The sequence below is a fragment of the Actinomadura livida genome (genome assembly GCF_014648675.1).
Taxonomy (GTDB): Bacteria; Actinomycetota; Actinomycetes; order Streptosporangiales; family Streptosporangiaceae; genus Spirillospora; species Spirillospora livida.
Window position 1 is genome coordinate 165,758 of the sequence record NZ_BMRO01000009.1, and the last position, 24,437, is coordinate 190,194.

Here is a 24,437-nt window from a genome sequence, read left to right on the forward strand (position 1 = left end):
CAGGCCGCGCTGACCGGCGAGCAGGCGTCGGAGGCGCGGCGCGGGTCCGCGGGGGTGCTGGCCGCGCGGCTGACCGACCGGCTCGGCGCCCGCACGGCCGGCGCCTACCTCGACCCGGCCGGACGGCCCGTCGTCACGGTCACCAACGAGGGCGACGCGGCCATGGTCCGCGCCGCGGGCGCGGTGCCCAAGCTGACCGAGCGCAGCCCCGCGGCGCTGAACCGGATCACCGCCACCCTCCGCCAGTCCATGACGGGCGTGCCGGGCACCGGCTGGGCCGTCGACCCGGCGACCTCGCGGGTCACCATGTGGACCGACGACTCGGTGACCGGGACGCGGATGGCGACCGTGCGGCGGACGGCCCGGCAGATGGGGTCGGCGGTGCGGATGGTGCACATCGACGGGCGGCTGCGCCCCCTCGCGTTCGGCGGCGACGCGATCTTCGGCCAGGGCTCGCGCTGCTCGCTCGGCTTCAACGTCGTCCGCAACGGGCAGCCCTTCTTCCTCACCGCCGGGCACTGCGGGAACTCCGTCCGCAACTGGACCGCCGACCAGGGCGGCAGCCAGTTCCTCGGCAGGACGGTCGCGAGCAGCTTCCCCGGTGACGACTTCGCGCTCGTCCGGACGGCGCAGCCGGGCCAGGGCGCGGTCAACCTCTACAACGGGCAGGCCCGGGACATCACCGAGGCCGGGGAGGCCGTGGTCGGCCAGCGGGTCGTGCGGACCGGCAGCACCACCGGCCTCGCCACCGGCCGCGTCACCGCCACCAACGCCACGGTGAACTATCCCGAGGGCACCGTCAGCGGCCTGATCCAGACGACCGTGTGCGCGGAGCCGGGCGACAGCGGCGGGCCGCTCTTCAGCGGAAGCACCGCCCTCGGCCTGACGTCGGGCGGTTCGGGCAACTGCCAGATCGGCGGCGTGACGTTCTTCCAGCCGGTCACCGAACCCCTGGAGGCCTTCGGCGCCGAGGTCTCCTAGCGCCTCTTCGGGCGATAGGTACGGCCGAAGCTGCGCGGGCTGTCCTCGTAGACATCGACCAGTTCCCAGTCGATCCGGTGCCCGCCGGGGGCGTCGAAGATGCGGGTGCCGTCGCCGAGGAAGACCGGGGCGACGAAGACCTGCAGCTCGTCGATGAGATCGTGCTCTAGCGCCTGCCGGGCTATGTCGGCGCTGATGATCTGCACGTCCCGGTCCCCGGCGAGCTCCTGAGCGCGCCCGACCGCCTCGACGATGTCGCAGTTCAGCGGGATGACGGCCGGGTCGTCGGCGAGTTCCTCCGGGCGGTGGGTCAGCACGAACTCGGTCCCGGACCACGCGCCGCCGTACGCCTGGGAGGTCGTCTCGTCCCGCTCCGCCCGCTGGGCCTTCGCCGCGTCGTAGCCGGCCCGGCCGGAAATGATCACCGCGACGTCTCCCGCCATGCGCTCCGTGGTGCCCTCGGCAAGCGGTTCCGCCGCGGACATCCAGCTCATGTCATGACCGGGCCCGGCGATGAAGCCGTCGATCGAGCACGTGAACCCCCAGGCGACCTTGCCCATGTCTCCTCCTCCCGGCCGACGACCCCGCCGACCCCACATCAATCCAGTGAAGAGTGCGGACTCTCCCGGCCACCGAAACTCATCGGCCGCCGGTGCCCTGGCTCGGCCGGGGCGCCGTCGGTGGGTCAGGAGAGAGGGGCGTAGTGCTGGTCGGCCAGGCGGCCCATGGCCGGGAGGCACACCTGCGTTTCGCGGAGGACCCAGCGGTGGAGCGCTGGGAGCGCGGCGTCCACGGGTACCGTGCCCGCGCGCAGGGCCTCCGCGAGGCGTGTCCGGCCGGTCGCGGCGTCGTCGGGGCGGGTGCCGAGCACGGATTCCAGGTCGTCGAGTTCTCCCCGGCGCTTGGCGTCCGCCAGCCGCTCGTGCTCGCGGAGGTACTTCAGGATGCGCGCCAGGCCCTTGCTGCGGAGGACCACGAAGGGATCCTCGCTGCGGGGGACGATGATCTCCTTGATCTGGGTGAGGGCGGCGTCGTACAGCCGCTCGTTCTCCCCGGGGACGGGCACGAGCGGGACCGGCCGGTCCAGGGCGGTGCCGGTGACGTCCGCCAGCGCCTCGGTGAACAGGCGGCGGTGCAGGGTCGTGTACACGAGGCCGTTGCCCACCTCGCCCATGGGGTCGGGCTTCGCGGCGCCCTGGTGGGCGAGGATCAGGATGCGCAGCCCGGCGAGGACGCGGTAGTAGCGGACGCGGTCCAGGTCCACCGGGCGTCCGGACGCCGCCGCGTAGTCGGCCAGCCGGTCGGGGATGTGCGTGAACGCCTCCTGGACCGCGCGGAGCGTGACCCAGGCCAGGTCGTCGTGCGGGTCGCCGAGATGGGCGAGCTCCCAGTCGAGCACGGCGGTGACGCGGCCGTCCTCGTAGAGGAAGTTGCCGGGCCCGGTGTCCCCCTGGACGATCACGACGGGCCCGGACACGTCCGGCACGTTGGCCCGCACCCAGGCCAGCCCCATCTCGATCAGCGGGTCGGCGGGCGCCGCGGCCGCCCGGTAGAGCGCCTCCCAGCGGCCGATCTCGGCGCGTACCAGGTCGCGCAGGTCCGCGTCCGGCGAGGCCGGGGAGATCTCGCGCGGGTCGACGGCGTGCAACTCGGCGAGGATGCCCATGAACTCGCGGGCGATGCGGACCCGCTGCTCCTCGTCGCGCAGCAGGGAGAACCACGTCTGGCCTGGGACTCGCTCGGCGAGGATGGCCTGCTCGGTGGGATGCACGGCATGGATGCGCGGCACGGGGACGGGCGTGTCCTGCAGGGCGAGGAAGAAGCGCGCCTCGTCGTGCAGGCCGAAGCTTTCGGGCGCCTTGCCGCGGTCGTACCGGAGGAACAGTTCCAGCCGCGTTCCGTCCGCCGCCTCCGCGTCGACGAACCATGCTTCGCGGCGGCCTCCGCCGGGCCGCCGCTCGAAGGAGACGATCTTCCCCTGGACGGCGTCTGCCATCCATTCGACGAGGGCCTCGCTGAGCCCGGTGGCCGGCTCGCTGCGGGTGGACGCCGACATGCCCATCACGCTCCCCGGTTCGCCGAGGGGCGGGGCCAGTCCTTGGTGGGCCAGACGTCCTGGTCCTCGCCGTTCAGGACTTGGCCTTCGACGGTCCAGCGCAGGCAGGTGCAGAGGCACAGCGAGGTCGCGCCCGGCAGGATCAGCCGGCTCGTGCCCTCCGCTCGGCCCGTCGTGACACGGCCGAGTTCGTCGCGGACCTCCACGGAGATGGCGGTCACCCAGTTCTCGGCGGGGTCGCGTTCGACCTGGCGGCTGCCGTCCACGATGCGCGCCACCTGGCCGTCGCGCCGCACGTAACCGCTGTAGACGTGCTCGGCGCCGGGGCCCGTGGGGGCGGTGTAGGTCAGGAAGGACAGGTCGGGGGAGGCGGCCCAGGTGTAGCCGACACGGCGGTAGCCGCGCTCGTGCCGGGGTCCCCAGGAGCGGTCGCGCATGGCGTGGCAGTCGACGTCGATGCGGTCGCCGTCCAGCAGGATCTGGCCGGTGATCCGCCCCGTCTGGTCGTAGTGGGACGCCTTCGGGTAGGGCGGCTCGCCACGGCGCAGCGGCACGGGCTCCTCGACGGCGTCGAAGCGGAAGTGCGCCTTCATCCGGTCCCGGTCGTCGAACCGCAGGTCGTAGGACATGCCCGGCTCCAGCGTCCGGATCGACAGGCCGCTGGGGAAGTCGAGCGCGCCGGGGCCGCGGGGGGTGGGCGGCTTGAGGTGGCCGAACTGCTGGAAGAAGGGCACCCGCCACGGCTCCGCCGCGGTGCCGTCCCACATCCACATGCCGCCGCCCGACGTCCCCGGGACGCCGCGGATCGACGCGTACAGCCATCCGCCGAGGTCGCGTTCGGGGACGAAGAAGGAGTACCAGAAGGTCTCGGTCTCGTAGAAGTCGTCGGTGGGGCTGTGCGGGTCGTCGTCGGAGGCGGTGAAGCGGTCCTCGGTTTCGATCACTGTCGGGGCCTTTCGTCAGGGACCGGGCTTTCGAGGTCGAGGGGCTGGGGGCTCGGGGGACTCGGGACGCCGGGGCTCAGCCGTCCGCGCGCAGCAGCAGCGCCCCCGACGGGACGCCGCCGCCGGCGGTGACGACCGCGACGCGGGCGCCCGGGACCTGCCGGTCCCCGGCCTCGCCCCGCAGTTGCAGCATCGCCTCGCGCACGAACCCGTAGCCGTGCGTCCGGCCCGCGGACAGCTGTCCTCCGTGGGTGTTGAGCGGCAGCCGTCCGTCCAGGGCGATGCCGCGGCCCTCGTCGATGAAGGAGCGGGCCTCGCCGAACTCGCAGAACCCGAGCGCCTCCAGCCACGACAGGGCGTTGAAGCTGAACCCGTCGTACAGCTCGGCGACGTCGACGTCGCCGGGGCGCAACGACGTCCGGCTCCAGAGATGCGCCGAGGGGCCGAGCGACTGCGGCAGGTGGGTGAGGGTGTCCTGGTCCCAGCTCAGCCGCTCGGTGATCTGGGTGCCGGCGGCCTCGACGAGCACGGCGGGCCCGGGCAGGTCCGCCGCCGTCTCCACGGCCGACACGATCACGGCGACCGCCCCGTCCACCGGCACGTCGCAGTCGTACAGGCCGAAGGGGGAGGAGATCATCCGCGCCGCGATGTAGTCGTCCATGGTGAGCGGCTCGCGGTAGACGGCCTCGGGGTTGCGGGCCGCGTTGCGGCGCGCGTTGACCGCGATCCAGCCGAGCGTCTCGCGGTCGTCCCCGTACCGGTGGAAGTAGTGGGACGCCTGGCAGGCGATCCAGTTCGCCGCCGACGCCGCGCCGAACGGCAGCCGCCACTCCATCATGCCGGTGGCGGGGCCGTCGGGGACGTGCCACCGCCCGGAGCGGACCAGGGCGGCATGGGACGACTCCCACACCGTCCGGAAGCACAGCACGTGCCGGCACAGCCCGGCGGCGACGGCCAGCATCGCCGAGGTGATCGACCCGATCTGGCCGGGCGTCTCCGGCCCGCCGTTGACCCAGGTCGGGCGCAGCCGCAGGGCCTCCTCCAGCGCCATGACCCCGCCCTCCGACATGCCCCCGGGCCCGGGGCCGGGGTAGGTGGCCAGGCCGTCGATGTCGTCCGGGGTCAGGCCCGCGTCCGCGATCGCGTCCAGGCAGGCGTCCACGGTGAGGGAGAGGGGGTCGACCATGAGGCGGCGGCCGACGGCGGACTGCCCGACGCCGGTCAGGGCCACCGCGTCCTCGAACTTCCGCGTGGTGGCCATCGGGCGCGGTACGGGGCGGCGTGCGGGCGGCCCTGGGACGGGCCCCGGGGGTTCAGGGCGGCCGGGGTCGGGCTCGAACAGCGGGAGGTAGACCTCGCCGGCCTTCTCGAACAGCACCCGCACCCGCATCCCCACGTGCACGTCGCCGGGGTCGCAGTTGACGATGTTCGTGGTCAGGCGCACGCCCTCGTCCTCGTCCAGGATGACGATCGCGATGACGTAGGGCGGCGGGAGGTCCGGCAGCCACTGCTGGGCGTTCACGGTGAACCCCGCCACGACGGCCCGGCCGCTGACCGGCGTCATGGACATGGCCGGGCTGCGGCAGGAGCGGCACCGAGGCGGGGGCGGGTGGGTGTAGGCCGAGCAGTCGCCGCAGCGGGCGATGCGCAGCTCCCCGTCCGCGCCCGCGGCCCAGAAGTCCGCGCTGGCGAGCGTCGGCTGGGGCACGGGCCGCACCGTCGGTCGATCCATGGCACGGAATTATAGTGTTCACAATTTTGCGTACTCAAGAAGCAGAAGCGAGAAGTCGCAGCAAACTACCTAATTAAGTGCGCTCAAAGCCAGAGCTCAGGGAGCCAGGTGCCGACGCATCCGGTACTGGGCGAGGCTGGCGTCGCCGTTCAGGACGGCGGCGAGGATCTCCCGGTGCTCCGCGTCGCCGCCGTGCCCGCAGGCCCCGGCCCGTCCGGTGCGGAGGGACAGCTCGGTGAGGATCCGCAGGAAGAGGGTCAGCACGGGGTTCCCGGCCAGTTCGGCGAGATCGGCGTGGAAGTCCCGGTCGGAGTCGCCGGCCGGGGGCCGCCCCAGCCGCTCCTCGACGGCCGCCAGGCCCGCGGCGATCCGCGGTTCCGCCCGCCGGGCGGCCAGCCGCGCGACGAGGCCGACCTCGATCGCCTCCCGCACGACGAGCAGGTCGGCGGCGGTGGCGTCGCGGTAGGCCAGGTAGAGCGCGGTGGCGTCGATGGCGGCCCGCGGCTCCTGGCGGGTGACGACCAGTCCGCCGCCGGGCCCGCGCCGGGACGTGGCGACCGAGTGGTGCTCCAGCAGCCGGACGGCCGCGCGGAGCACGGCGCGGCTGGTCTCGTAGCGGGTCATCAGCTCTGCCTCCGAGCCGAGGACCGTCCCGGCCGGCAGGCCCGCGCGGAGGATGTCCTCGTGGATCCGCACCGCGACCACCTCGGCGAGCGTGCGGCCGGCCGCCAGCCCCACCGGCGCCGGCGCCAGCCGGACCGCCGGGCCCGCGCCGGCCTCGTCGTCGCCGCTCGCGGTGCGGAACCACTCGGTGACCTCGTCCAGGTGCTCGATCAGCCCGAGCTGGGCACGGGGCACGTCTCCCGCGACCGTGGCGTCGAGGATGCTCCCGTGCCGGTGGTGGGTGGTCTCCCTGAAGCTGCGCACCTCGTCCTCGGTCATCGGCCTGGCCAGGGCGACGTACCGGTAGGCGAGCTGCTCCAGGACGTCGATGAACAGCTGGAGCACCGGGTTGCGGGTCATCTCGCTCAGCACGGTGTGGAACAGCCCGCCCGCCCACTCGCCGGCCTCCGGCGGGGACAGCTCCGCCGCGACGGTCGCGCGGAGCCTCGCGATGCCCTCCTCGTCGATGCGCTCGGCGGCGAGCCTGCCGAGGACCGGCTCGATGAGGCGGCGGGCGAGCAGCACGTCCCGCAGGTCGGTGCCGACGTACTCGATGTAGACGACCATCGCCCGCACCGTCGGTTCCGCGTCCGGGGCGCAGATCACCAGGCCGCCGCCGGGACCGCGGCGCATCCGCGCCACCTGGTGGTGCTCCAGCAGCCGGGCCGCCTCCCGCAGCACGGCGCGGCTCACCCCGTGGCGTTCCCGCAGCACCGGCTCGGAGTCGAGCACCTCCCCGACGGGCCAGCCCCGCCGGATCACCTCCGCCTCGATGCGCCGCGCCACCCGCGCGGCGAGCTTCTCCACGGACCCGTCGACGGAACCGGCCGCGAGCCGGGACGCCGCCTCGGCCGCGGGCGGCCCATCCGTGACTTCCGTGGCGTCCACGCTCCGATCTTAGGTAGTGCCGTCCCCTGCGGACGGCCGGTGCGGGTGTGGGCGCCGCCACAGGCCGGGCGGGGGCGCCGCCCTCACCAGTCGTCGCATTCGGCGAGGTCCCGGCGCATCCGGTGCCGGGCCAGGCTCTCGTCCCCGGCGAGGATCGCGGCGACGATCTCCCGGTGCGCCCGCTCCCGGCCGGCGGCCCGCCCGGACGCCGCGGGGTCCGCGGGCGTGCGCGCGGCCGGGCCGGGGCGCGGGGCGCCGTCCTGCCGGCTCCGGAGCTCGGCGAGGATCCGGACGAACAGCGAGAGCACCGGATTCCCGGCGAGATGGACGAGCTCGTCGTGGAAGGTCGCGGGCGGCGCGCCGTCCCCGCCGGAAGCGCGGCCGGAAGCGCGGCCGCGTACCGCCGCCTCCAGCCGTTCCGCGATTCCGGGTTCGCCGTGCCGGGCCGTGACCGGGCCCAGCGCGCCGAACTCGATCGCCTCGCGGACCGCCCGCAGGTGCTCCGCGCCCGCGCGCCGGTAGCCGAGGTAGAGCGCCATGGAGTCGATGCTGGCGGCGGGGTCCGGCGCGGTGACCAGGAGCCCGCCGCCGGGGCCGCGCCGCATCCGGGCGACGCCGTGGTGCTCCAGCAGCCGGACGGCCTCGCGCAGCACCGCCCGCCCGATGCCGTACCGCTCCAGCAGTTCGGCCTCCGAGCCGAGGGAGGCCCCGACCGGCCAGCCGTCCGCCGCGATCGTGTCCTGGATCCGGGCCGCGACCATCTCGCTGAGCTTCGCGCCCGGCGCCTCCAGCAGCTGCCACGCGATCGGGCCGCCGGCGCCGGTGCGGCCGCCCTTCATCCACGCGGCGGCCCCGCGCAGGTGCCCGGTCAGCTCGGCGTAGGCCCGCGCGGTGTCGCCGGCGACGACCGCCTCGACGATCACCTCGTGGCTCCGGCCGGCGAGCTCCTTGTTGCGCGTCGCCTCCGCCTTCGACGTGCGCCGCACCGTGTGCGCGTACCGGTCGGTGAGCCGCGTGAGCACCTCGGTGAACGCGAGCAGCGCCGGATTGCCCGACAGCTCGCAGAGCGCGGTGTGGACGAGGTCCTGGGACCAGAGGCCCGGCTCGGTGCGCCTCCTGGACTCCTGCTCCAGCAGGCTCCGCAGCAGCCCGACGCCCTCCTCGGCGAGCCGTTCGGAGGCGAGCATGACCGCGCGGGTCTCCAGGAGCAGCCGGGCGTCGACGAGGTCGTCGACCGTGGTGCCCGCGTAGTCGAGGTAGGTGACCACCGCGCGGGCCGCGGGCGCCACGTCCGGGGCGGTCACGAACAGCCCGCCGCCGGGGCCGCGCCGCATCCGCGCCGCCCCGTGGTGCTCCACCAGCCGGACGGCCTCGCGCAGCACGGACTTGCTCACGCCGTACCGCTCCTGCAGGTCGTGCTCCGAGCCGAGGTTGCGGCCGACCGGCCAGCCCGCCCGGACGATCCGGTCCTCGATCTGCTGGGCCACCCGGGCGCCCAGCGTCACCGCCCGCACCCCGTTGCGGGCCTCGGCGGGGGCGCGCGGGGCGGGATCGGCGGCGCCGGCGAGCGGGACGTTCGCAGCGGGCGTCGCCATCGGGTTGGCACTCCTCTACGGGGGGTCCGGACACGCCCATGGTAGTGAGCCCGCGGATCACCGGGCCCGGCCGGCGGCACGGATGGTCTTCGGGGCGCTCATGCCGTCTCCGCCGCGCCGAGGTAGTGGCGCAGCACCTCGTCGCCCGCCGCGCCGGCCGGGCCGGACCACGCGACGGTGCCGCGCTGCAGGACGAGGCAGCGGTCGGCGAACTCCAGCGCCCGGTGCGCGAACTGCTCGATCATGATGATCGCGGCGCCCGCCGCCCGCGCCCGCTCCAGGCTCTCGAAGACCACGTCCACCAGCGTGGGCGCGAGGCCGAGCGACAGCTCGTCGGCGATCACCAGCCGCGGTGAGATCATCAGCGCGCGGGCCAGGCCGAGCATCTGCTGCTCACCGCCGGACAGGGTGCCGGCCCGCTGCCGGCGCCGCTCCGCGAGCACCGGGAAGATCGTGAACGCGCGGTCCATCGCGCCCGCGCGCTCGGCGCCGGCCGCGGTCAGCGCCATGCGGAGGTTCTCGTGCACGGTCAGGCCGGGGAAGACGCCGCGTCCCTCGGGCAGGTGGACCAGGCCGGCCCTGCGGACGGCGCTCGGGGACGCGGCCGTGATGTCCCGCCCGGCGAACGCGACCCGCCCGGCGACCGGCGGGACCAGTCCGCTCAGCGTGCGGGCGAGCGTGCTCTTCCCCGCGCCGTTCGCGCCGAGCACCGCCAGCGCGCCCTTCTCGGGGACGTCGAAGGACACTCCGGACAGCGCCAGGGCCGGGCCGTACCGGACCTCAAGCCCGTGCACCGACAACAGGGTCGTGGTCGTGCTCACCGGCGCTCCTTCTCCGGGTCGGTGTCGGGGGCGGCCTCCCGGGCGGTGCCGGGTGGCTGTTCGGCCCCGAGATACGCGGCGCGCACCGCCGGGTCGGAGCGGATCTCCTCCGGCGGACCCGTCCGGAGCACGGTGCCGAAGTCGAGGACGTTGACCGTCTCGCACATGCCCAGGACCAGCTCGACGTCGTGCTCGACGAGCAGCAGCGAGACGCCGTGCTCGGCGTTGACGCGGGTGAGCGTCGCGGCGAGCTCCGCGGTCTCGCGGCCGTCCAGCCCGGACGCGGGCTCGTCCAGGAGGAGGACGTCCGGGCCGGTGGCGAGCGCCCGGGCGACCTCGACCAGCCGGCAGGCGCCGAGGGACAGCCCCGACACCTCGCGGTCCCGCAGCTCCTCCAGGTGCAGCGACTCGATGATCGCCGCGACGCGCCCGTCCTCGGCGGCGCTCGGCCGCCGGAAGCCCCCGCCCGTCACCAGGTCCCGCAGTATCCGGCCGCCGCGGCGCCGGACGCGGTCGGCCAGCACGACGTGCTCGCGGACGGTCAGGCCGGAGAACAGCTCGGGGCGCTGGAAGGTCCGGGCGAGACCGCGCCGCGCCCGCGCCGCGGCGGACGCCCGGGTCACGTCCTCGCCGCCCATCCGCACCCGTCCCGCGTCCGGCCTGAGCAGCCCGGACAGGACGGCGAACAGCGTGCTCTTGCCCGCGCCGTTCGGTCCGACGAGCCCGACCATCGCGCCGGCCGGGACCGTGATGTCGACGCCCTCCAGGGCGACGAGCCCGCCGAAGCGCACCGTCACCCCGGACGCCTCCAGCCGGGCGGCCGCCGTGGAGGGATCGGGCGGGCCGGTGGTCACGGTGGTCATGGGCGCTCCCCGCCGGTCGGTTCGGATGCGGACGCCGTGGCCGCGAGCGGTGCCGGGGACGCGGCGGGGCGGTGGCGCGCCCAGCGGTCCACGAGGCCGCGGAGCTGCCGCGCGTGCATCGCGAGTACCCCGTCCGGGTCCTTCGCGACCATGATCGCGCCGACGCCGAACAGCAGCACGGGCACCTCGGCCCACGCGCTGGGCAGGTGGGTCTGGAAGACCCCCGGCAGGAAGTGGAAGCCCAGGCCCGCCACGAGCGCCGCGACGGGGGACCGGGAACCGATCGTCACCAGGACGGCCAGCCAGACCAGCCCGCCGAAGACGTTGTAGGTGTCCAGCATGGCGGCCTGCGCGTTCATGGCCAGGAAGCCGCCGCCGACCGCGGCGATGCAGGCCGCCATCGCCGACACCAGCAGCTTCGTCCGGACGATGCTCAGGCCGACGGTGCGCGCGCCGTCCTCGCTCCAGCGCACCGCGGCCATCGCCAGGCCCGCGGTCGAGCGCCGGAAGTTGACGATGAACAGCGCGATGAGCGCGAAGGCGGCCAGGGTCAGGTAGGCGAACACGCGGTCGTCCTCGGCGAACCCCGGCCTGGGCATCGCCACGCCCTGCCCGTAGTTGTAGAAGCGGTCCCGGGTGAACACCAGGGTCTGCACCAGCAGCCCGAACGTCAGCGTCACCAGGGCCACGTACAGGTCGCCGAGCTTGAGGGTGAGCAGCCCGATCACCACGCCGAGCACAACGACCGGCAGCGCGCCCGCGGCGACCGCGGCCAGCGGGTGCCACCCGTACGTGGTCGCCAGTTCGGCGGCGGTGAGCGCCCCGAGGCCGGCGAAGGTGATCTGGCAGAGCCAGATCATCCCGCCTTCGCCCGTGGCCAGCGTGTACGACAGCAGGACCAGGCTCAGCGCCAGCCCGGTGACGGCGAGTCCCGCCCAGTACTCGTCCAGGACGAGGGGGAGCGCCGCCACGGCGACCAGCCCGGCGGCCTTGGCCACCGTCGGCAGGGAGCGGTGGCCGTGCGGTGAACCGGCCGGTGTGGCGGCTCGCGGGGCGGTGCGGGCCGCGCCGCCGTCCTCGACGCGGATCGCCCGGTCGAGCGCACCGCCTGCGGGCTCGTCGCGGACCCGCCCGCGCAGCGCGTAGTAAAGGAGGAAGAGCAGCATGAACCCGAACGGGATGCTCGGCACGATCTGCGCGGACAGCGCGCTCTCCGGATCCAGGTAGCGCTGGACGACGGTGGTGAACACGCCCATCGCCAGAGCGGCGAGGACGGCGGCCGGCAGGTTCGTCAGCCGGGCCGCGACGACGGCCGCGAACGCGGCGGCCATGAGGTAGGTCATGCCGTCGGTCGACAGGCCCGCGGTGGGCGCGACGAGGATCCCGGCGAGCCCGGCCAGCGTGGTCGTCGCGGCCCAGACACCGAGCGAGACGCGCGATGCGTTCACCCCGGACAGCCCGCTCAGGGCGGCGGAGTCGACCATCGCGCGGACCCTGAGCCCGGCGTCGGTGAACCGCAGCACCGTGACGCCCACGACGAGCACGACGGCGAGGCCGAGGTAGTTCACGACCTGGTCCATCGTGACGGTGGCCCCGAACGGGTGGAAGACCGTCAGCGGGACGGGCGCCAGTCCCGGCGCGGTCGTGTTGGGGAGCTTGCCGAAGACCAGGTCGACGGCCGGCGGCAGCGCCACGGAGACGCCGATGGTGGCGACGATCTTGATCAGCGGCGGGCGCAGCAGCAGGTGGCGGAAGAGCAGCCAGTACAGCAGCGCGCCGAGCGCCGGCGCGAACATGCCGAGCGACACCGCCGCCGCGGCCGTGATCGGCCACCCGTTCTCGGTGTGCAGGAAGTAGTAGAAGCGGGCGACCGAGAAGGCCATGGCCCCGAAGGCGAAGTTGAAGACGCCGGAGGAGGCGTAGGTGACGACGAGCGACGCCGAGGCGATCGCGTAGATCGCGCCCAGCGCCAGACCGGCGAGGACGTACTGCAGCACGGACACCGTCCAGGGGCTACGGCCGGATGAGGCTACGGGCGACGGCGGTGTGACGGCCGTCACCGTAGATCCATATACAGTGCACTTAGTTATCCACGTGGGTCAATAGGACATCCGCTGCCGGTCTCCAGATTTCTCGTCTGACCACGGAACTCAGCTGATCATGGACATGCCAGGTAACGCTTGTGTTGCGACCGCTCGCTTTAATTGTGTCTATTAAGTTTACTTAGCTACCTAGGTCCGATCGGCTTGCCCGGCCGGTTTCGGAGCCGCGGAGCCTCGCGGTCGCCGGTCGGCGTCCCGTCCGAAAGGGAGACCCATGCCAAGGACGAAACTGCCAAGGACGAAACCGTCAAGGACGAAACCGTCAAGGACGACACTGACCAGGACGAAGCCCCTGGCCGCCGCGGGCGCCGCCTGCGCCCTCCTGCTGGCCGCGACGGCGTGCGGCGGGGAGGAGTCCGGCACCGGCGGAACCACGAAGATCGGAGTCCTGACCTCGCTGAGCGGCTCGGCCAGCGCCGGCTTCACCGGCGTCGAGGCCGGGGTCAAGGCGCGCCTGGCCGCCTACAAGGAGGAGCCCGGCGCCTGCGACCGCGACTTCCAGGTCGTGACGGCCGACGACGCCTCCACGCCCCAGGGCGCGCTGGCCGCCACCCAGAAGCTCGTCCGCCAGGACGACGTGTTCGCCGTGGTCCCGAACAGCTCGTTCTTCTTCGGCGCCGGGCAGTTCGCCGGCACCCAGGCCAAGGGGACCCCGTTCGTGGGATCGGGCTTCGACGGCGGCGAGCAGTGGCTGAACAAGGACTACCGCAACCTGTTCAACACCCTCGGCAACACCGACTACGCCAAGGTCGCCTCGACGATGGGCGCCTACTGGAAGAGCCTCGGCGGCACCAAGGCGGCCACGGTCAGCTTCGACACCGCGAGCTCGTCCGGGGCGGCCCTGGCGAGCATCCAGTCCGCCGAGCACGCCGGGCTCGAACGCGGCTACGTCAACGTCAAGGTGCCCTTCGGCAGCAAGGACGTCGGCTCGCTCGTCCTCGGCATCAAGAACTCCGGCGCCGACGTGCTGTACCTCCCGGTGACGCCCGAGACGGCCTTCGCCGTCGTCGGCGGGCTGAAGCAGTCGGGCGTCGAGCTGAAGTCCGTCCTCCTGGCCACCGGGTACGGCGCCGACCTGCTGAAGTCCGAGCCCGCCGTGCAGGCGGCCCAGGGCCTCGGCTTCGTGACGAACACCGCCCCGATCGGGGTGCCGACGCCGGGCGGCACGGCGATGACCGAGGGGATCAAGAAGCACGCCGGCTCCACCGCCGGCCTGCCGAGCTTCTCGGAGAGCATCGGGTGGGTGAGCGCCGACCTGCTGCTGCACGGGTTCGAGAAGGCGGGCTGCGACGCGACCCAGGAGCAGTTCATCGACGCGCTCCGCGAGAGCAGGGACTGGGACGCGGGCGGCCTGGTGCCCAAGCCGATCGACTTCTCCGACTACGGCGCCATCGCGGGCAGCCACGCCTCCGGCAACTGCTTCTTCGTCTCGATCCTGAAGGACAAGGAGTTCGTGCCCGACCCGAAGGCCGAGCCGGCCTGCGGCACGCTGCTCGACGAGGCGGTGAAGCGGTAGGGGCGGGGCGGGGCGGCGACGCCCCGCCGCGGCCCGTCCGGCGTCGTCAGGCGCCGGACGGGCCCGCCGACGCGGCGGCATGGGCGCGCAGCGCCCGGAGGCGCCGTTCCAGGGCGGCCCGCTCCTCGGCCCGCGACGGGTCGGTCCGGTCCAGCCGCGCCTGCGTCTCGGCGATCTCGGCCCGGATCCGCCCGCCCGCCTCGTCGCGGGTGAGCAGGTCCTGGTCCGTCCAGTCGGAGCGCTCCGCCTCCGGCGGCGGCCCGCCCGCCGGCCCGCCCGCCGGCCCGCCCGTCATGCGCCGAAGTTGTAGAGCCGCCGGGTGTTCAGCTCCACGATCTTGTGCGCCTCGTCGTCCGGGACCCCGGCCAGCCGCTCGGCGGCGATGGCCCGGCTCTTGGGCCAGTAGGAGTCGGAGTGCGGGTAGTCGCACTCCCACGTGATGTTGTCGATCCCGATCGCGTGCCGCGCCTGGATGCCGAACTCGTCGTCGATGAAGCACCCGTGGATGTGCCGGGCGAACAGCTCCGAGGGCCGGACGTCGTGGTTGATGTTCTGGTAGTGGCGGTGCCGCTCCCAGGTGCCGTCGATGCGCTCCAGCAGGTACGGGATCCAGCCGATGCCGCCCTCCGACAGGCCGATCTTCAGCCGGGGGTGCCGGTGGAAGACCGGCGAGAACAGCAGGTCGGCGGTGGCGTACATCGAGTTGCAGCCGAACAGGGCGATCATCACGGCCATCGGCGCCTCGGGCGCGGTGATCGGGGCCTGCCCGGAGGTGCCGAAGTGCATGCACAGCGGCATGTCCGCCTCCTCCGCGGCCGACAGCACCGGGTCCCAGTGATCGGTGTGGAAGGACGGGAGCCCCAGCGGGACGGGGTTCTCCGGGAACGCGATGGCCTTGGCGCCCCTGGCGGCGCAGCGCTGGATCTCCGCCACGCACAGGTCCACGTCCCACAGCGGCAGGATGATCAGCGGGATGAAGCGGTCGGGCGCGGCGGCGCACCACTCGTCCAGCACGTAGTCGTTCCACGCCCGCACGCACAGGTGCGCCAGCTCGCGGTCCTCGCCCTCGAGGAACACGGTGCCCGCGAACCGCGGGAAGGACGGGAAGCACATCGCTCCCCAGACGCCGTCGATGTCCATGTCCGCCAGCCGGGCCCGCGGGTCGTAGCAGCCGGGGATCATGTCGTCGTAGCGGGTCGGCTCGATCCCGTACTCCTCGGGGGGCTTCCCCGCAACGGCGTTGAGGCCGATGTTGGGGTAGAGCCGCCCCTCGTACCGCCACACCTCCGCGGGCGCCCGGCCCTCGCCGCGGGGATGCTCCACGATGGCCGGCCCGCTCTCGCGGTACCTGGCCGGCAGGCGGTCCGTCCACACGTGCGGGGGCTCGATCAGGTGGTCGTCGACGGACAGCAGCTTCATGTGGGGCTGCAGCGGCATCGGTGGCTCCTTCCTGGCGCGGGTCTCAGAAGGCGGGCGGCTGGGGACGGTTCTTGACGTAGCTGCCCGCGTCCACCCGCAGCTGCATGCCGGTCATGAACCGGGACTCGTCCGAGACCAGGAACAGGACCAGGGAGGCGACGTCCTCGGGCTCCACGAACCCGACCGGCATGGCGTTCATCGCCGGGAAGGCGAGCAGCGCGTCCTCGCGGGTGGGGCTCGCAAGATCCGGGCGGAACACCCGGTACATCGGGTCGCTGTGGAGCATGTCGGTGTTGGTGTTCGTCGGGTGGACCGCGTTGGCGCGGATGCTGCGCGGCGCCAGCGTCACCGCCAGGTCGTGGATGAACGAGGCCACGGCCCGCTTCGCCCACGAGTAGCCCAGCCCGCCGAACCCGTTGGCGGGGTTGTCGGTGGCGCCCGGCAGCAGCCCGGCGACCGAGCCGGTGGCGATCACCGAGCCGCCGTCGGGCAGGTGCGGCAGCGCCGCCTGGACGGCGTGCACGACGCCGTTGAAGTCGACGGCGACCGCGTCGAGGAACGCCGCCGGGTCCTGGTTGCCGAGGGGGCAGATGCCGGCCTGCGCGACGACGGCGTCCAGCCTGCCGAGCTCGGCCGCGCCCGCGTCGGCTGCCTCCCGCACTTCGCCGGGCTCACGTACATCGGCCTGCCGGGCGACCATGCGCCGGCCCAGCTTCTCCACCTGGCGGACGGTCTCGTCCAGGTCCTCGCGGGTGGCGAGCGCGTAGCCGTTGGTGGCGATGTCCCCGCAGAGGTCCACGCCGATGATGTCCGCGCCCTCCTCGGCGAGCCGGAGGGCGTGCGCGCGGCCCTGCCCCCGGGCGGCGCCGGTGATGAACACGACCTTGTCCTGGACGCGCCCGTCCCCGGCCCGTCCGTCCTCTTGACGGCTCATGGCCGCTCCCTTCTCGTTCGCCGTGCTCGTTCGTCGTGCACGTTCGCCGTGCCCGCCCGCGGGGTACGGCCGGTCAGCCGGACGCCGCGCTCCAGGTGATGCTCTTGGTCTGCAGGTACTCGTCCAGGCCGTGCTCGCCCCATTCGCGGCCGAGCCCGCTCTGCTTGTAGCCGCCGAACGCCACGTGCGGCGTCACGCCGCCGCCACCGCCGTTGACCATGACCATCCCGGCCCGGACGCGGCCGGCGATCCCGTAGGCCCGCAGCGGGTCGGCCGCCCACACCGAGCCGGCCAGCCCGTAGGGGTTGTCGTTGGCCAGCCGCACGGCCTCGTCGTCGTCCTCGAAGGGGATGACGCAGCCGACCGGCCCGAAGAACTCGGTCCGCGCGATCGTCATGGTGTTGTCCACCCCGGTGAACAGGGTGGGCTCGAAGAAGAAGCCGCGGTCCAGGCCGGCGGGGCGGCGCCCGCCGTGCACGATCCGCGCGCCCTCCTCCTCGCCGGCGCGGACGAGCTTCTCGACCTTGTCGCGCTGCGCCCGGCTGATCAGCGGGCCCATCGCCGTGGCGGGGTCCGCCGGGTCGCCCACGGTGATGAACCCCAGCGCGGCGACGGCCTTCTCGACCAGCTCGTCGTGCCGCGAGCGGTGGACGAGGGTGCGGGTGAACAGCGAGCAGCCCTGGCCCGCGTTGGTGGCGATCCCGGCGAGCATCTCGCCCAGCGCCTTGTCGAGGTCGGCGTCCTCGCAGATGACGCTCGGCGACTTGCCGCCCAGTTCGAGCACGACCTTCTTGACGCCCTCGGCGGCCTGCGCGTACACCTGCCGCCCGACGGTGTCGGAGCCGGTGAAGCTGACCAGGTCCACCCGCGGGTCGGTGGTGAGCACCCGGCCCGCCTCGACGCCGCCGGTGACGATGTTGAGCACGCCGGGGGGAAGCCCGGCCTCCTCGGCGACCTCGGCGAGCGCCAGCACCTCCAGCGGGGCGGCGGGCGCTGGCTTGAGCACCGTGGTGCACCCGGCCGCCAGCGCCGGCGCGAGCTTCATGACGCTCAGGAACAGCGGGAAGTTGTACGCGGGGATGAGCGCGGCGACGCCGCACGGCTCGCGCCTCATGACGCCCTGCCCGAGCCCCAGCCCAGGGACGGGCGTCGGCGGCAGCGGCCGCTCCCACGCGAACCCGGGCATGATCCGCTCGGCCATGTCCCGGAAGTGCGCGAGGGGCACGCCGACCTGGAGCATCTCGGCCAGCATCCGGATGCTGCCGACCTCGGCGATGTTCAGGTCGATGAGCTCGGGCGCGCGGCGCTCCAGCAGCTCCGCCATGCGGAGCATGACCGCGGCCCGATCCTGGACGGGCATCGAAGGCCAGGGGCCTTCGTCGAACGCGCGCCGCGCGGCCCGCACCGCGCGCTCCGCGTCCTCCTGCGTCGCCTCCGGGACGCGGCCGATGACCTCCTCGGTCGCCGGGTTCACGACCTCGGTCCACGCGTCACCGGTGCCGTCGGTCCAGGCGCCGTCGATGTAGAGCCGGTGGGCCGGCACTTCGCTCATGGGTGCCTCCTCGTTGGTGCCGGCCGCGCTCAGGCGTTCCAGCGCAGCTTCAGGTCGTCCAGGGCCCACACGCCGCCGGAGTGCTCGGTCGGCCGCTCGGCGAGCTCGTAGTCGGGGATGCGCCGGTGCCATTCCTCCAGCAGCACGGCCAGTTCCTGGCGGGCCAGGTGCGACCCCAGGCAGCGGTGCGGCCCGCCGCCGAAGGAGATGTGCTTGGTGGAGTCCCGGTCGAGGTTCACGCGCCGGGCGCCGGGGTGGACGGTCTCGTCCCGGCCTGCCGCCGACAGGGGGAACACCGCCATGTCGCCCGCCTTGACCGGGCAGCCGTGGAACTCGGTGTCCTTGACGGCCTTGCGCGCGGTCTGGACGATCGGATAGGCGCGCAGGATCTCCTCGACCACGATGGGGATGAGGTCCGGGTCGTCCGTGACCCGCTTGCGGTCCGCGGGATGGGTCGCCAGGTGCAGGAACATGTAGGACGACTGGCTGCTGACCGTGTCCAGGCCCGCCATGAACAGCAGCAGCATGCAGTTCAGCAGGTCGGCGTCGCTGACGGGCTCGCCGTCGATCTCCCAGCTCAGCGCGGAGTTGACGATGTCGGTGGCGTCCGGGTCGGGGGCGGCCCGGCGCTCGGCGATCAGGCCCGCGAAGTACTCGATCACCAGCCCGGTGCCGGCCGCCACGCGGTCCCGGTCGGTGCCGGAGTGCAGGATCATGCCCTCCCACTCCAGGAACTCCGGCAGCTTCGCCGGCGGCATCCCCATGATCTGGAGGAAGATCGTGGCGGGGAAGACGCGCGCGACCGCGTCCACGAAGTCGCACTCGCCCCGCGCCGCGAGGCCGTCGATGATCTCTCCGGCCAGCCGCCGCTGCTCGTCCGCCATGCTCCGGACGCGCTTGGGGGAGAAGTAGCCGCGGAGCAGCACCCGCCAGGGGGTGTGCTCGGGCGGGTCCAGCATCAGCGGGATCAGCCTGAAGGGCGGGTTCGGGTCGGTCGGGATGATGGCCGAACTGGACCACAGGTCGGTCCGCTGGAGTCCGTCGTGGATGGCCTCGTGGTCGGTGAAGACCCAGTAGCCGTTCGCCTCCTCGGAGCGCATCACCGGGCGGGCGCCGTCCTGGTAGGCGTCCATGCGCTGGAAGAAGGTGAGCGCGGGTCCCGTGCCGTACGACGTGTAGTCACCGACAGGGCAGGTCTGCGGGGTGGGATCTGCGACCATCTCGGCTCCTCGGCACGCGTATGGGATGCAGTGCCCAGGATCGTACGACTCCATTGTTCATTTGGGTAGTCTCAATTAGCTACCTGGTCGCGTCGTTCCCTCGACCGTCACCCGGCGTCGGCGAGCGTGGGACGCCAGGGGGCGCGGCCGCCCGGTTGTCGACCTTGGCGCACGATAGGCCATGATCGGTCGAAGTTTCCAGCGGTGCCGCATGATGCCTTCCGCAGACTGGGACTGGTTGTTACCCTCCGAGCAGTAGATCGACAGAGTGCACACAATAGGGCGGGAACCATGCACCGACCGATGGAGGGCGTGCGCGTCCTGGAGGTCGCCCAGTTCACCTTCGTGCCCGCCGCGGGCGCGGTGCTGGCGGACTGGGGAGCCGACATCATCAAGGTCGAGCACGCCGAGCGGGGCGACGCGCAGCGCGGCCTGATCCGGGTGCTCGGGCTGGACGCCCGCGGGGGCGGCTCCTTCTTCCCGATCATGGAGGGCCCGAACCGGGGCAAGCGCAGCGTCGGGCTGGCGCTGGAGAACCCGGCCGCCCGGCCGGTGCTGGAGCGGCTCGTCCGCGAGAGCGACGTGTTCCTGACCAACTTCCTGCCCGGCGCCCGCGCACGGCTGGGCATCGACGTGGCGGACATCAGGGCGATCAACCCCGACATCATCTACGTGCGCGGCAGCGGGTTCGGCCAGTCCGGCGACGAGGCGGACAAGGGCGGGTACGACAGCACCGCGTTCTGGGCCCGGGGCGGCAGCGCGGCGGGCGTCACCCCGGCGGACGCCGACGGGGTGACGCGGCAGCCCTCGGGCGCCTACGGCGACTCCATCGGCGGCATGACCATCGCGGGCGGGATCGCGGCCGCGCTGTACTCCCGGAAGGCCACCGGCGAGCCCTCGGTGGTCGACGTGTCGCTGCTCGGCGTCGGCGCGTGGGCCACCCAGTTCTCGGTGAACCTCGCCCTCGCGGCCGGCGGGCCGCTGCCCCGTCCCGAGCAGCCCAGGCACGGCTCGATGGCCAACCCGCTGATCGGCGCCTACCGCACCGCCGACGGGCGCTGGCTGGAACTGGCGATGCTGCAGCCGGGGCGGTACTGGCCCGAGTTCTGCAGGGTCGCGGGACGCGAGGACCTGATCTCCGACGAGCGGTTCGACGGGGTCGAGAACATCATGAAGAACGCCGCCGCGGCCGGCGAGATCGTCGCGGAGATCATCGCGGCGCGCGACCACGCCGAATGGGCCGAGCTGCTCAAGGGGACCGACGGCCAGTGGGCGCTCGTCCAGGAGCCGTGGGACGTGGCGCAGGACCCGTCGCTGCGGGCCAACGGCCTCATCGCCGCGCTGGAGGACGCCGACGGCGTCCCGCGCGAGCTGGTCGCCAACCCGGTCCAGTTCGACGAGACGCCGGTGGAGCTGCGCCGCGCCCCGCAGTTCGCGGAGCACACCGACGAGGTGCTGCGCGAGCTCGGCTGGAGCGAGGACGAGCTGATCCAGCTCAAGATCGACGGCGCCGTCACCTGAGCCGCCGGCCGTGCCGCGCTCCACCAGCGGAACGCCGGACGCGCACCCCTCCGCGACCGTGATCACCGCGGCTGTGCAGGATGGATGCGGAGAACGGAAACACATAAACCACTTCGTGCACTAGGTAGAGGTGAGATGGTGGGAAGCGACCTCGGCGCCGGGATGCGGGCGGCGGCCGAACGGTTCGGCGCCGCGCCGCTGGTCTTCCACGGCCCCCGGGGCGTGCTGGCCACGCGCCTGGACGAGCTGCACCGGCGGGCGCTGCGCGTCGCGGCCGGCCTCGCGGAGCTGGGCATCGCCCCCGGAGACGTGGTGGCCGTCCAGCTGACCGGACGCGTGGAGAGCGCGGTGGCCCAGGCCGCGGTGCTGCTGCGGGGCGCGGTCGTGCTCCCGATCGTCCCGATCTACGGCTTGCGCGAACTCAGGTTCGTGCTGCACCAGTCCGCCGCCGCTGCCCTGATCACCTGGGACGAGCGGGCCGCGGAGGTGCGGGCGCTGAGCGCAGAGCTGCCCGGGTTGCAACGGGTCCTCGCCGTCGGCGACGCGGACTGGAAGGCGCTGGAGGCGCACCCGCCGTCCGGCGCGCCGGAGGCGCCCGATCCGGACGGCATCTGCGTGCTCGTCTACACCTCCGGCACCACGGCGGAGCCGAAGGGCGTCCAGCACACGCACCGTTCCATGCTCGCGGAACTGGCGACCATGCCGGAGCACGGCGAAGGCTACGTCTACCTCGACGCGTTCCCGCCCGGTCATGTCGCCGGGCTCTGCGTGCTGCTGCGGGCCCTCGTGAACGGGACGTCGACCGTCTTCATGGAGAGATGGGACGCGGAGACGGCGCTGGACCTCGTCCACGAGCACGGGGTGACCGCCTCGGCGGGCGTCCCGTTCCACCTGGCGGCGCTGCTGGACGCGGCGGAGCGGAGCGAGCGCGGCGCCGGGACCCTGCGGGAGTACCTGGTGGGCGCCGCGAGCGTCCCGCCGGTGCTGGTGGAGCGGGCGGAGCGCGCTGGGATCGCCGCGTACCGGGCGTACGGGTCCAGCGAGCACCCCACGATCAGCTCCGGCGGCGCCGGCGACCCCGCGGGGAAACGCGCCACCACGGACGGGACGCTCAAGCCCGGCACCCGGGTGCGCATCGTCGACCTCGACGGGAACGACGTTCCTGTCGGGGAGGAAGGCGAGATCTGGTCACGCGGCCCGGAGGTCTTCGCCGGGTACCGCGACCCGGCGCTGAACGCGCAGGCGTTCACCCCGGACGGGTGGCTCCGCACCGGTGACGTGGGACGGCTGGACCCGGACGGCCACCTGACCGTCACCGACCGGCTCAAGGACATCATCGTGCGCGGCGGGGAGAAGATCTCCTCCAAGGAGGTCGAGGACATGCTGGCCGCGCATCCCGCCGTCGCCGAGGCGGTCGCCGTCGCCGAACCGGACGAGCGCTACGGCGAGCGGGTCTGCGCGTTCGCCGTCCTGCGCGCGGGGGAGGAACTCGACCTCGACGGCGTCCGGAGGCACTTCGCGTCGCTCGGGGCGGCCAGGCAGAAGACCCCGGAGCGGCTGGTCGTCGTGGACGCGCTGCCGCGCACGGCGGCCGGGAAGGTCCGGAAACACGTACTGAGGGAGGAGGCGCGCGCATGGACCTCGTGATCAGCGACGAGCAGGAGGCGCTCGCCGGGACCGTGCGGAAGTGGCTGGCCGGCCGCACCGACCTCGCCGCCGCGCACGCCGACCGGGACGGCGGGCCGCTGGTGCGCCCGGAGGACCTCCGCGAGGCCGCCGGACTCGGGCTGGTGGGACTGCTGCGCGACGGAGAAGGCGGCACCCACGCCGACCTCGCGCTCGTCGTCGAGGAACTGGGCCACGCGGCGTCCCCGCTGCCGCTCGGCCAGGCCGCGCTGGCGTGCCGAGCGCTCGACGACGCCGGGATCGGCGGTGGCATGGCCGACCGGGTCGCGGCGGGCGACGCGCTGGCCGTGCCGGTGCTGCCGGATCCGGGGGAGGAGCCCTTCCGGGCGTCCTCGGGTCCGGAGGGCGCCCTGGTCCTCGACGGGCGGGCCGCCTTCGCAGCGGGCACGGCGGACGCCGGCGCCCTCGTGGCCACCGCGATCGGACCTGGCGGAGCGCCCGTCCTTGCGCTCGTCGAGGCCGATGCGCCCGGGGTCGCCCGTACGGCGCGCACCACGCTCGACATCACCCGGGACTTCGCGGCCGTCGCGATGGACGGCGTCCGCGTACCGGCCGGGTCGTGGGCCGAGACCGAGACCGTCGAGGGCCTCGCAGACGGGCTGGCCCTGCACCATGCCGCCGACGCGGCCGGCGCCGCGGAGCGCCTGCTGTCCATGACGCTCCGGTACGTCCAGGAGCGGCGCCAGTTCGGACGGGTGATCGGCGGCTTCCAGGCCGTCAAGCACCACTGCGCCGACATGGCCGTGGACGTCGAGCGCGCCCGCGTCTGCGTCCGCGCCGGAGCCCGCGCGCTGGACGCCGGGGACCCCGCCGCCCGCCGCCTGCGGATCGCCGAGGCGGCCGCCGTCGCCGGTGAGGCGTGCTCGCGGGTGGCCGGCACCGCCCTGCAACTGCACGGCGGCATGGGGTTCACGTGGGAGCACGACCTGCACCTCTACCTGCGGCGCATCAAGACCGGCGAGCTGCTGGGCGGGACCCCTCGGTACCACTACGCCCGCCTGATGGAACTCGTCGGCTGAGCCCGTGCGCCCTTCCACCGATGCGCGCCGGTCCGGCCGGACCCCGCCGGGCGGCCTTCGGCTACTCCAGGACGTCGATGACGGAGGTGGCCTCCCGGCCGCGCAGGACCAGCTCGTCCGCGACCTGGAGGTGCCGGTGCCAGAAGCGCTCGGCGGCGGGCCCGTCGCCGGCCCGTACGAGCGTGACGAGCTTCGCGTACGCGCGGAGCGCGCGCGGGTAGTCGCCGTGCGCGCCGGTCGCCTCGTGGGCCCGTACCGACACCTGCGTCTGCCGCAGGATGATCTCGTGCACCATCCCGGCCATGAGCGCCAGCGTCTGGTTGCCGGACAGCTCGACGAGCCGCAGGTGGAAGTGCGCGCTGACGACCGCGAACCGCTCGTAGTCGCTGACCGCGGCGCGCGCGAGCTCCAGCTCCTCCTCCAGCGCCGCGTACCGCTCGTCGTCGCCGCTGAGGGCGAGCAGCCGGGCCGCGGGGGGTTCGATCGCGCTGCGGGCCCGGTACACGTCGGCGAGGTCGGCCTTGCCCAGCTGGAGCAGCAGCGCCGCGGGCCGCGCGATCGCCTCCGGGCCGGGCACGGTCACCCGGGCGCCCGTGCGGGAGCCGCGGCGCAGCTCGATCAGCCCCTCGGACTCCAGCACCCGGAACGCCTCGCGGAGCGTGGGGCGGGAGACCCCGAAGTGCTCCATCAGCGCGGCCTCGGTCGGCAGGTAGTCGCCCTCGCTGAGGGAGCCCTCCACGATGCGGCGCCGGAGCCGGCGCGCCACCAGCTCGCCGGTCTTGGGCGGGCGGACCCCGTCGGACGGTGCGGACGGCCCGCGCCGTATCCCCGGCTCCGGCAATGCCATGGACGATCGCTCCCCTGCTTGGGCGACTTATAAGACCAGGTGCACAAGGATATCGACCCCGTGTCAGCCTTATAGATA

Annotated in this window: 20 protein-coding genes; 5 read left to right on the forward strand and 15 right to left on the reverse strand. The window is 73.6% G+C overall.

The annotated features are described in order from the left end of the window. The coding region (locus IEZ03_RS22440; RefSeq protein WP_229808491.1) for a S1 family peptidase at nt 1-981 on the forward strand (981 nt) is incomplete at its 5' end. Here IEZ03_RS22440 and IEZ03_RS22445 read toward each other — a convergent pair. The 9 genes from IEZ03_RS22445 to IEZ03_RS22485 all read right to left on the reverse strand — a co-directional run bounded on the left by IEZ03_RS22445 (nt 978) and on the right by IEZ03_RS22485 (nt 12,546). Then, nucleotides 978-1,541 carry a dihydrofolate reductase family protein gene (locus IEZ03_RS22445; RefSeq protein ID WP_184885826.1) on the reverse strand — a complete coding sequence of 188 codons (564 nt, stop codon included), beginning with the start codon at nt 1,539-1,541 and terminating at the stop codon, nt 978-980. The two genes, IEZ03_RS22440 and IEZ03_RS22445, sit on opposite strands and share 4 nt — an antisense overlap. Nucleotides 1,542-1,666: 125 nt before the next feature. After that, a complete protein-coding gene (locus IEZ03_RS22450) occupies nt 1,667-3,037 on the reverse strand; it encodes a phosphotransferase family protein (protein WP_184885824.1) in 1,371 nt (456 codons plus the stop codon). Nucleotides 3,038-3,042: 5 nt separating this feature from the next. Next, entirely contained in the window at nt 3,043-3,981 is a 939-nt protein-coding gene (locus tag IEZ03_RS22455) for a DUF7064 domain-containing protein (protein ID WP_184885822.1), read from the reverse strand. A gap of 76 nt (nt 3,982-4,057) precedes the next feature. Next, nucleotides 4,058-5,713 (reverse strand): thiolase C-terminal domain-containing protein, encoded by a 1,656-nt coding sequence (locus tag IEZ03_RS22460; RefSeq protein WP_184885820.1) that lies wholly within the window; start codon nt 5,711-5,713, stop codon nt 4,058-4,060. A 96-nt stretch (nt 5,714-5,809) separates the two neighbouring features. After that, complete coding sequence (locus tag IEZ03_RS22465) at nt 5,810-7,264, reverse strand: FadR/GntR family transcriptional regulator (protein WP_221480788.1); 1,455 nt, start codon at nt 7,262-7,264, stop codon at nt 5,810-5,812. 83 nt (nt 7,265-7,347) lie between these two features. Further along, on the reverse strand, nt 7,348-8,859 hold the full coding sequence (locus IEZ03_RS22470) for a FadR/GntR family transcriptional regulator (RefSeq protein WP_184885818.1): 1,512 nt from the start codon (nt 8,857-8,859) through the stop codon (nt 7,348-7,350). 98 nt (nt 8,860-8,957) lie between these two features. Continuing rightward, nucleotides 8,958-9,680 (reverse strand): ABC transporter ATP-binding protein, encoded by a 723-nt coding sequence (locus tag IEZ03_RS22475; protein WP_221480787.1) that lies wholly within the window; start codon nt 9,678-9,680, stop codon nt 8,958-8,960. Further along, nucleotides 9,677-10,543: an ABC transporter ATP-binding protein gene (locus IEZ03_RS22480; RefSeq protein ID WP_184885816.1), complete on the reverse strand. Its 867-nt coding sequence runs from the start codon at nt 10,541-10,543 to the stop codon at nt 9,677-9,679. Before IEZ03_RS22480 ends, IEZ03_RS22475 begins: the two co-directional genes overlap by 4 nt. After that, the gene (locus IEZ03_RS22485) at nt 10,540-12,546 is read right to left on the reverse strand and encodes an ABC transporter permease (RefSeq protein WP_221480786.1); all 2,007 of its coding nucleotides are present in this window, start codon (nt 12,544-12,546) and stop codon (nt 10,540-10,542) included. The genes IEZ03_RS22480 and IEZ03_RS22485 overlap by 4 nt, the downstream gene beginning before the upstream one ends. Before the next feature lie 313 nt (nt 12,547-12,859). On the opposite strand from IEZ03_RS22485, the gene IEZ03_RS22490 reads away from it, so the two are divergent. Further along, on the forward strand, nt 12,860-14,161 hold the full coding sequence (locus tag IEZ03_RS22490) for an ABC transporter substrate-binding protein (RefSeq protein ID WP_184885814.1): 1,302 nt from the start codon (nt 12,860-12,862) through the stop codon (nt 14,159-14,161). Between the two features lie 46 nt (nt 14,162-14,207). On the opposite strand, the gene IEZ03_RS22495 is transcribed toward IEZ03_RS22490, so the two are convergent. The 5 genes from IEZ03_RS22495 to IEZ03_RS22515 form a co-directional block, all read right to left on the reverse strand. Then, the gene (locus tag IEZ03_RS22495) at nt 14,208-14,456 is read right to left on the reverse strand and encodes a hypothetical protein (protein ID WP_184885812.1); all 249 of its coding nucleotides are present in this window, start codon (nt 14,454-14,456) and stop codon (nt 14,208-14,210) included. Continuing rightward, nucleotides 14,453-15,598: an amidohydrolase family protein gene (locus tag IEZ03_RS22500; protein ID WP_184885810.1), complete on the reverse strand. Its 1,146-nt coding sequence runs from the start codon at nt 15,596-15,598 to the stop codon at nt 14,453-14,455. Before IEZ03_RS22500 ends, IEZ03_RS22495 begins: the two co-directional genes overlap by 4 nt. 25 nt (nt 15,599-15,623) lie before the next feature. Beyond that, complete coding sequence (locus IEZ03_RS22505; RefSeq protein WP_184885809.1) at nt 15,624-16,514, reverse strand: mycofactocin-coupled SDR family oxidoreductase; 891 nt, start codon at nt 16,512-16,514, stop codon at nt 15,624-15,626. A gap of 73 nt (nt 16,515-16,587) precedes the next feature. Then, on the reverse strand, nt 16,588-18,066 hold the full coding sequence (locus IEZ03_RS22510; RefSeq protein ID WP_184885807.1) for an aldehyde dehydrogenase family protein: 1,479 nt from the start codon (nt 18,064-18,066) through the stop codon (nt 16,588-16,590). Between the two features lie 29 nt (nt 18,067-18,095). Further along, a complete protein-coding gene (locus IEZ03_RS22515; protein WP_184885805.1) occupies nt 18,096-19,286 on the reverse strand; it encodes a cytochrome P450 in 1,191 nt (396 codons plus the stop codon). Between the two features lie 291 nt (nt 19,287-19,577). Between IEZ03_RS22515 and IEZ03_RS22520 the strand changes: the two genes are divergently transcribed. From IEZ03_RS22520 to IEZ03_RS22530, 3 genes are all read left to right on the forward strand, one after another. Then, on the forward strand, nt 19,578-20,807 hold the full coding sequence (locus IEZ03_RS22520; RefSeq protein ID WP_184885803.1) for a CaiB/BaiF CoA transferase family protein: 1,230 nt from the start codon (nt 19,578-19,580) through the stop codon (nt 20,805-20,807). Between the two features lie 135 nt (nt 20,808-20,942). Continuing rightward, nucleotides 20,943-22,454, forward strand: coding sequence for a class I adenylate-forming enzyme family protein (locus IEZ03_RS22525; RefSeq protein WP_221480785.1), 1,512 nt, complete (start codon nt 20,943-20,945; stop codon nt 22,452-22,454). Further along, a complete protein-coding gene (locus tag IEZ03_RS22530) occupies nt 22,442-23,512 on the forward strand; it encodes an acyl-CoA dehydrogenase family protein (protein ID WP_184885799.1) in 1,071 nt (356 codons plus the stop codon). Before IEZ03_RS22525 ends, IEZ03_RS22530 begins: the two co-directional genes overlap by 13 nt. A 61-nt stretch (nt 23,513-23,573) precedes the next feature. Here IEZ03_RS22530 and IEZ03_RS22535 read toward each other — a convergent pair whose 3' ends face one another. Further along, entirely contained in the window at nt 23,574-24,359 is a 786-nt protein-coding gene (locus IEZ03_RS22535) for a FadR/GntR family transcriptional regulator (RefSeq protein ID WP_184885797.1), read from the reverse strand. Between the last annotated feature and the right edge of the window lie 78 nt (nt 24,360-24,437).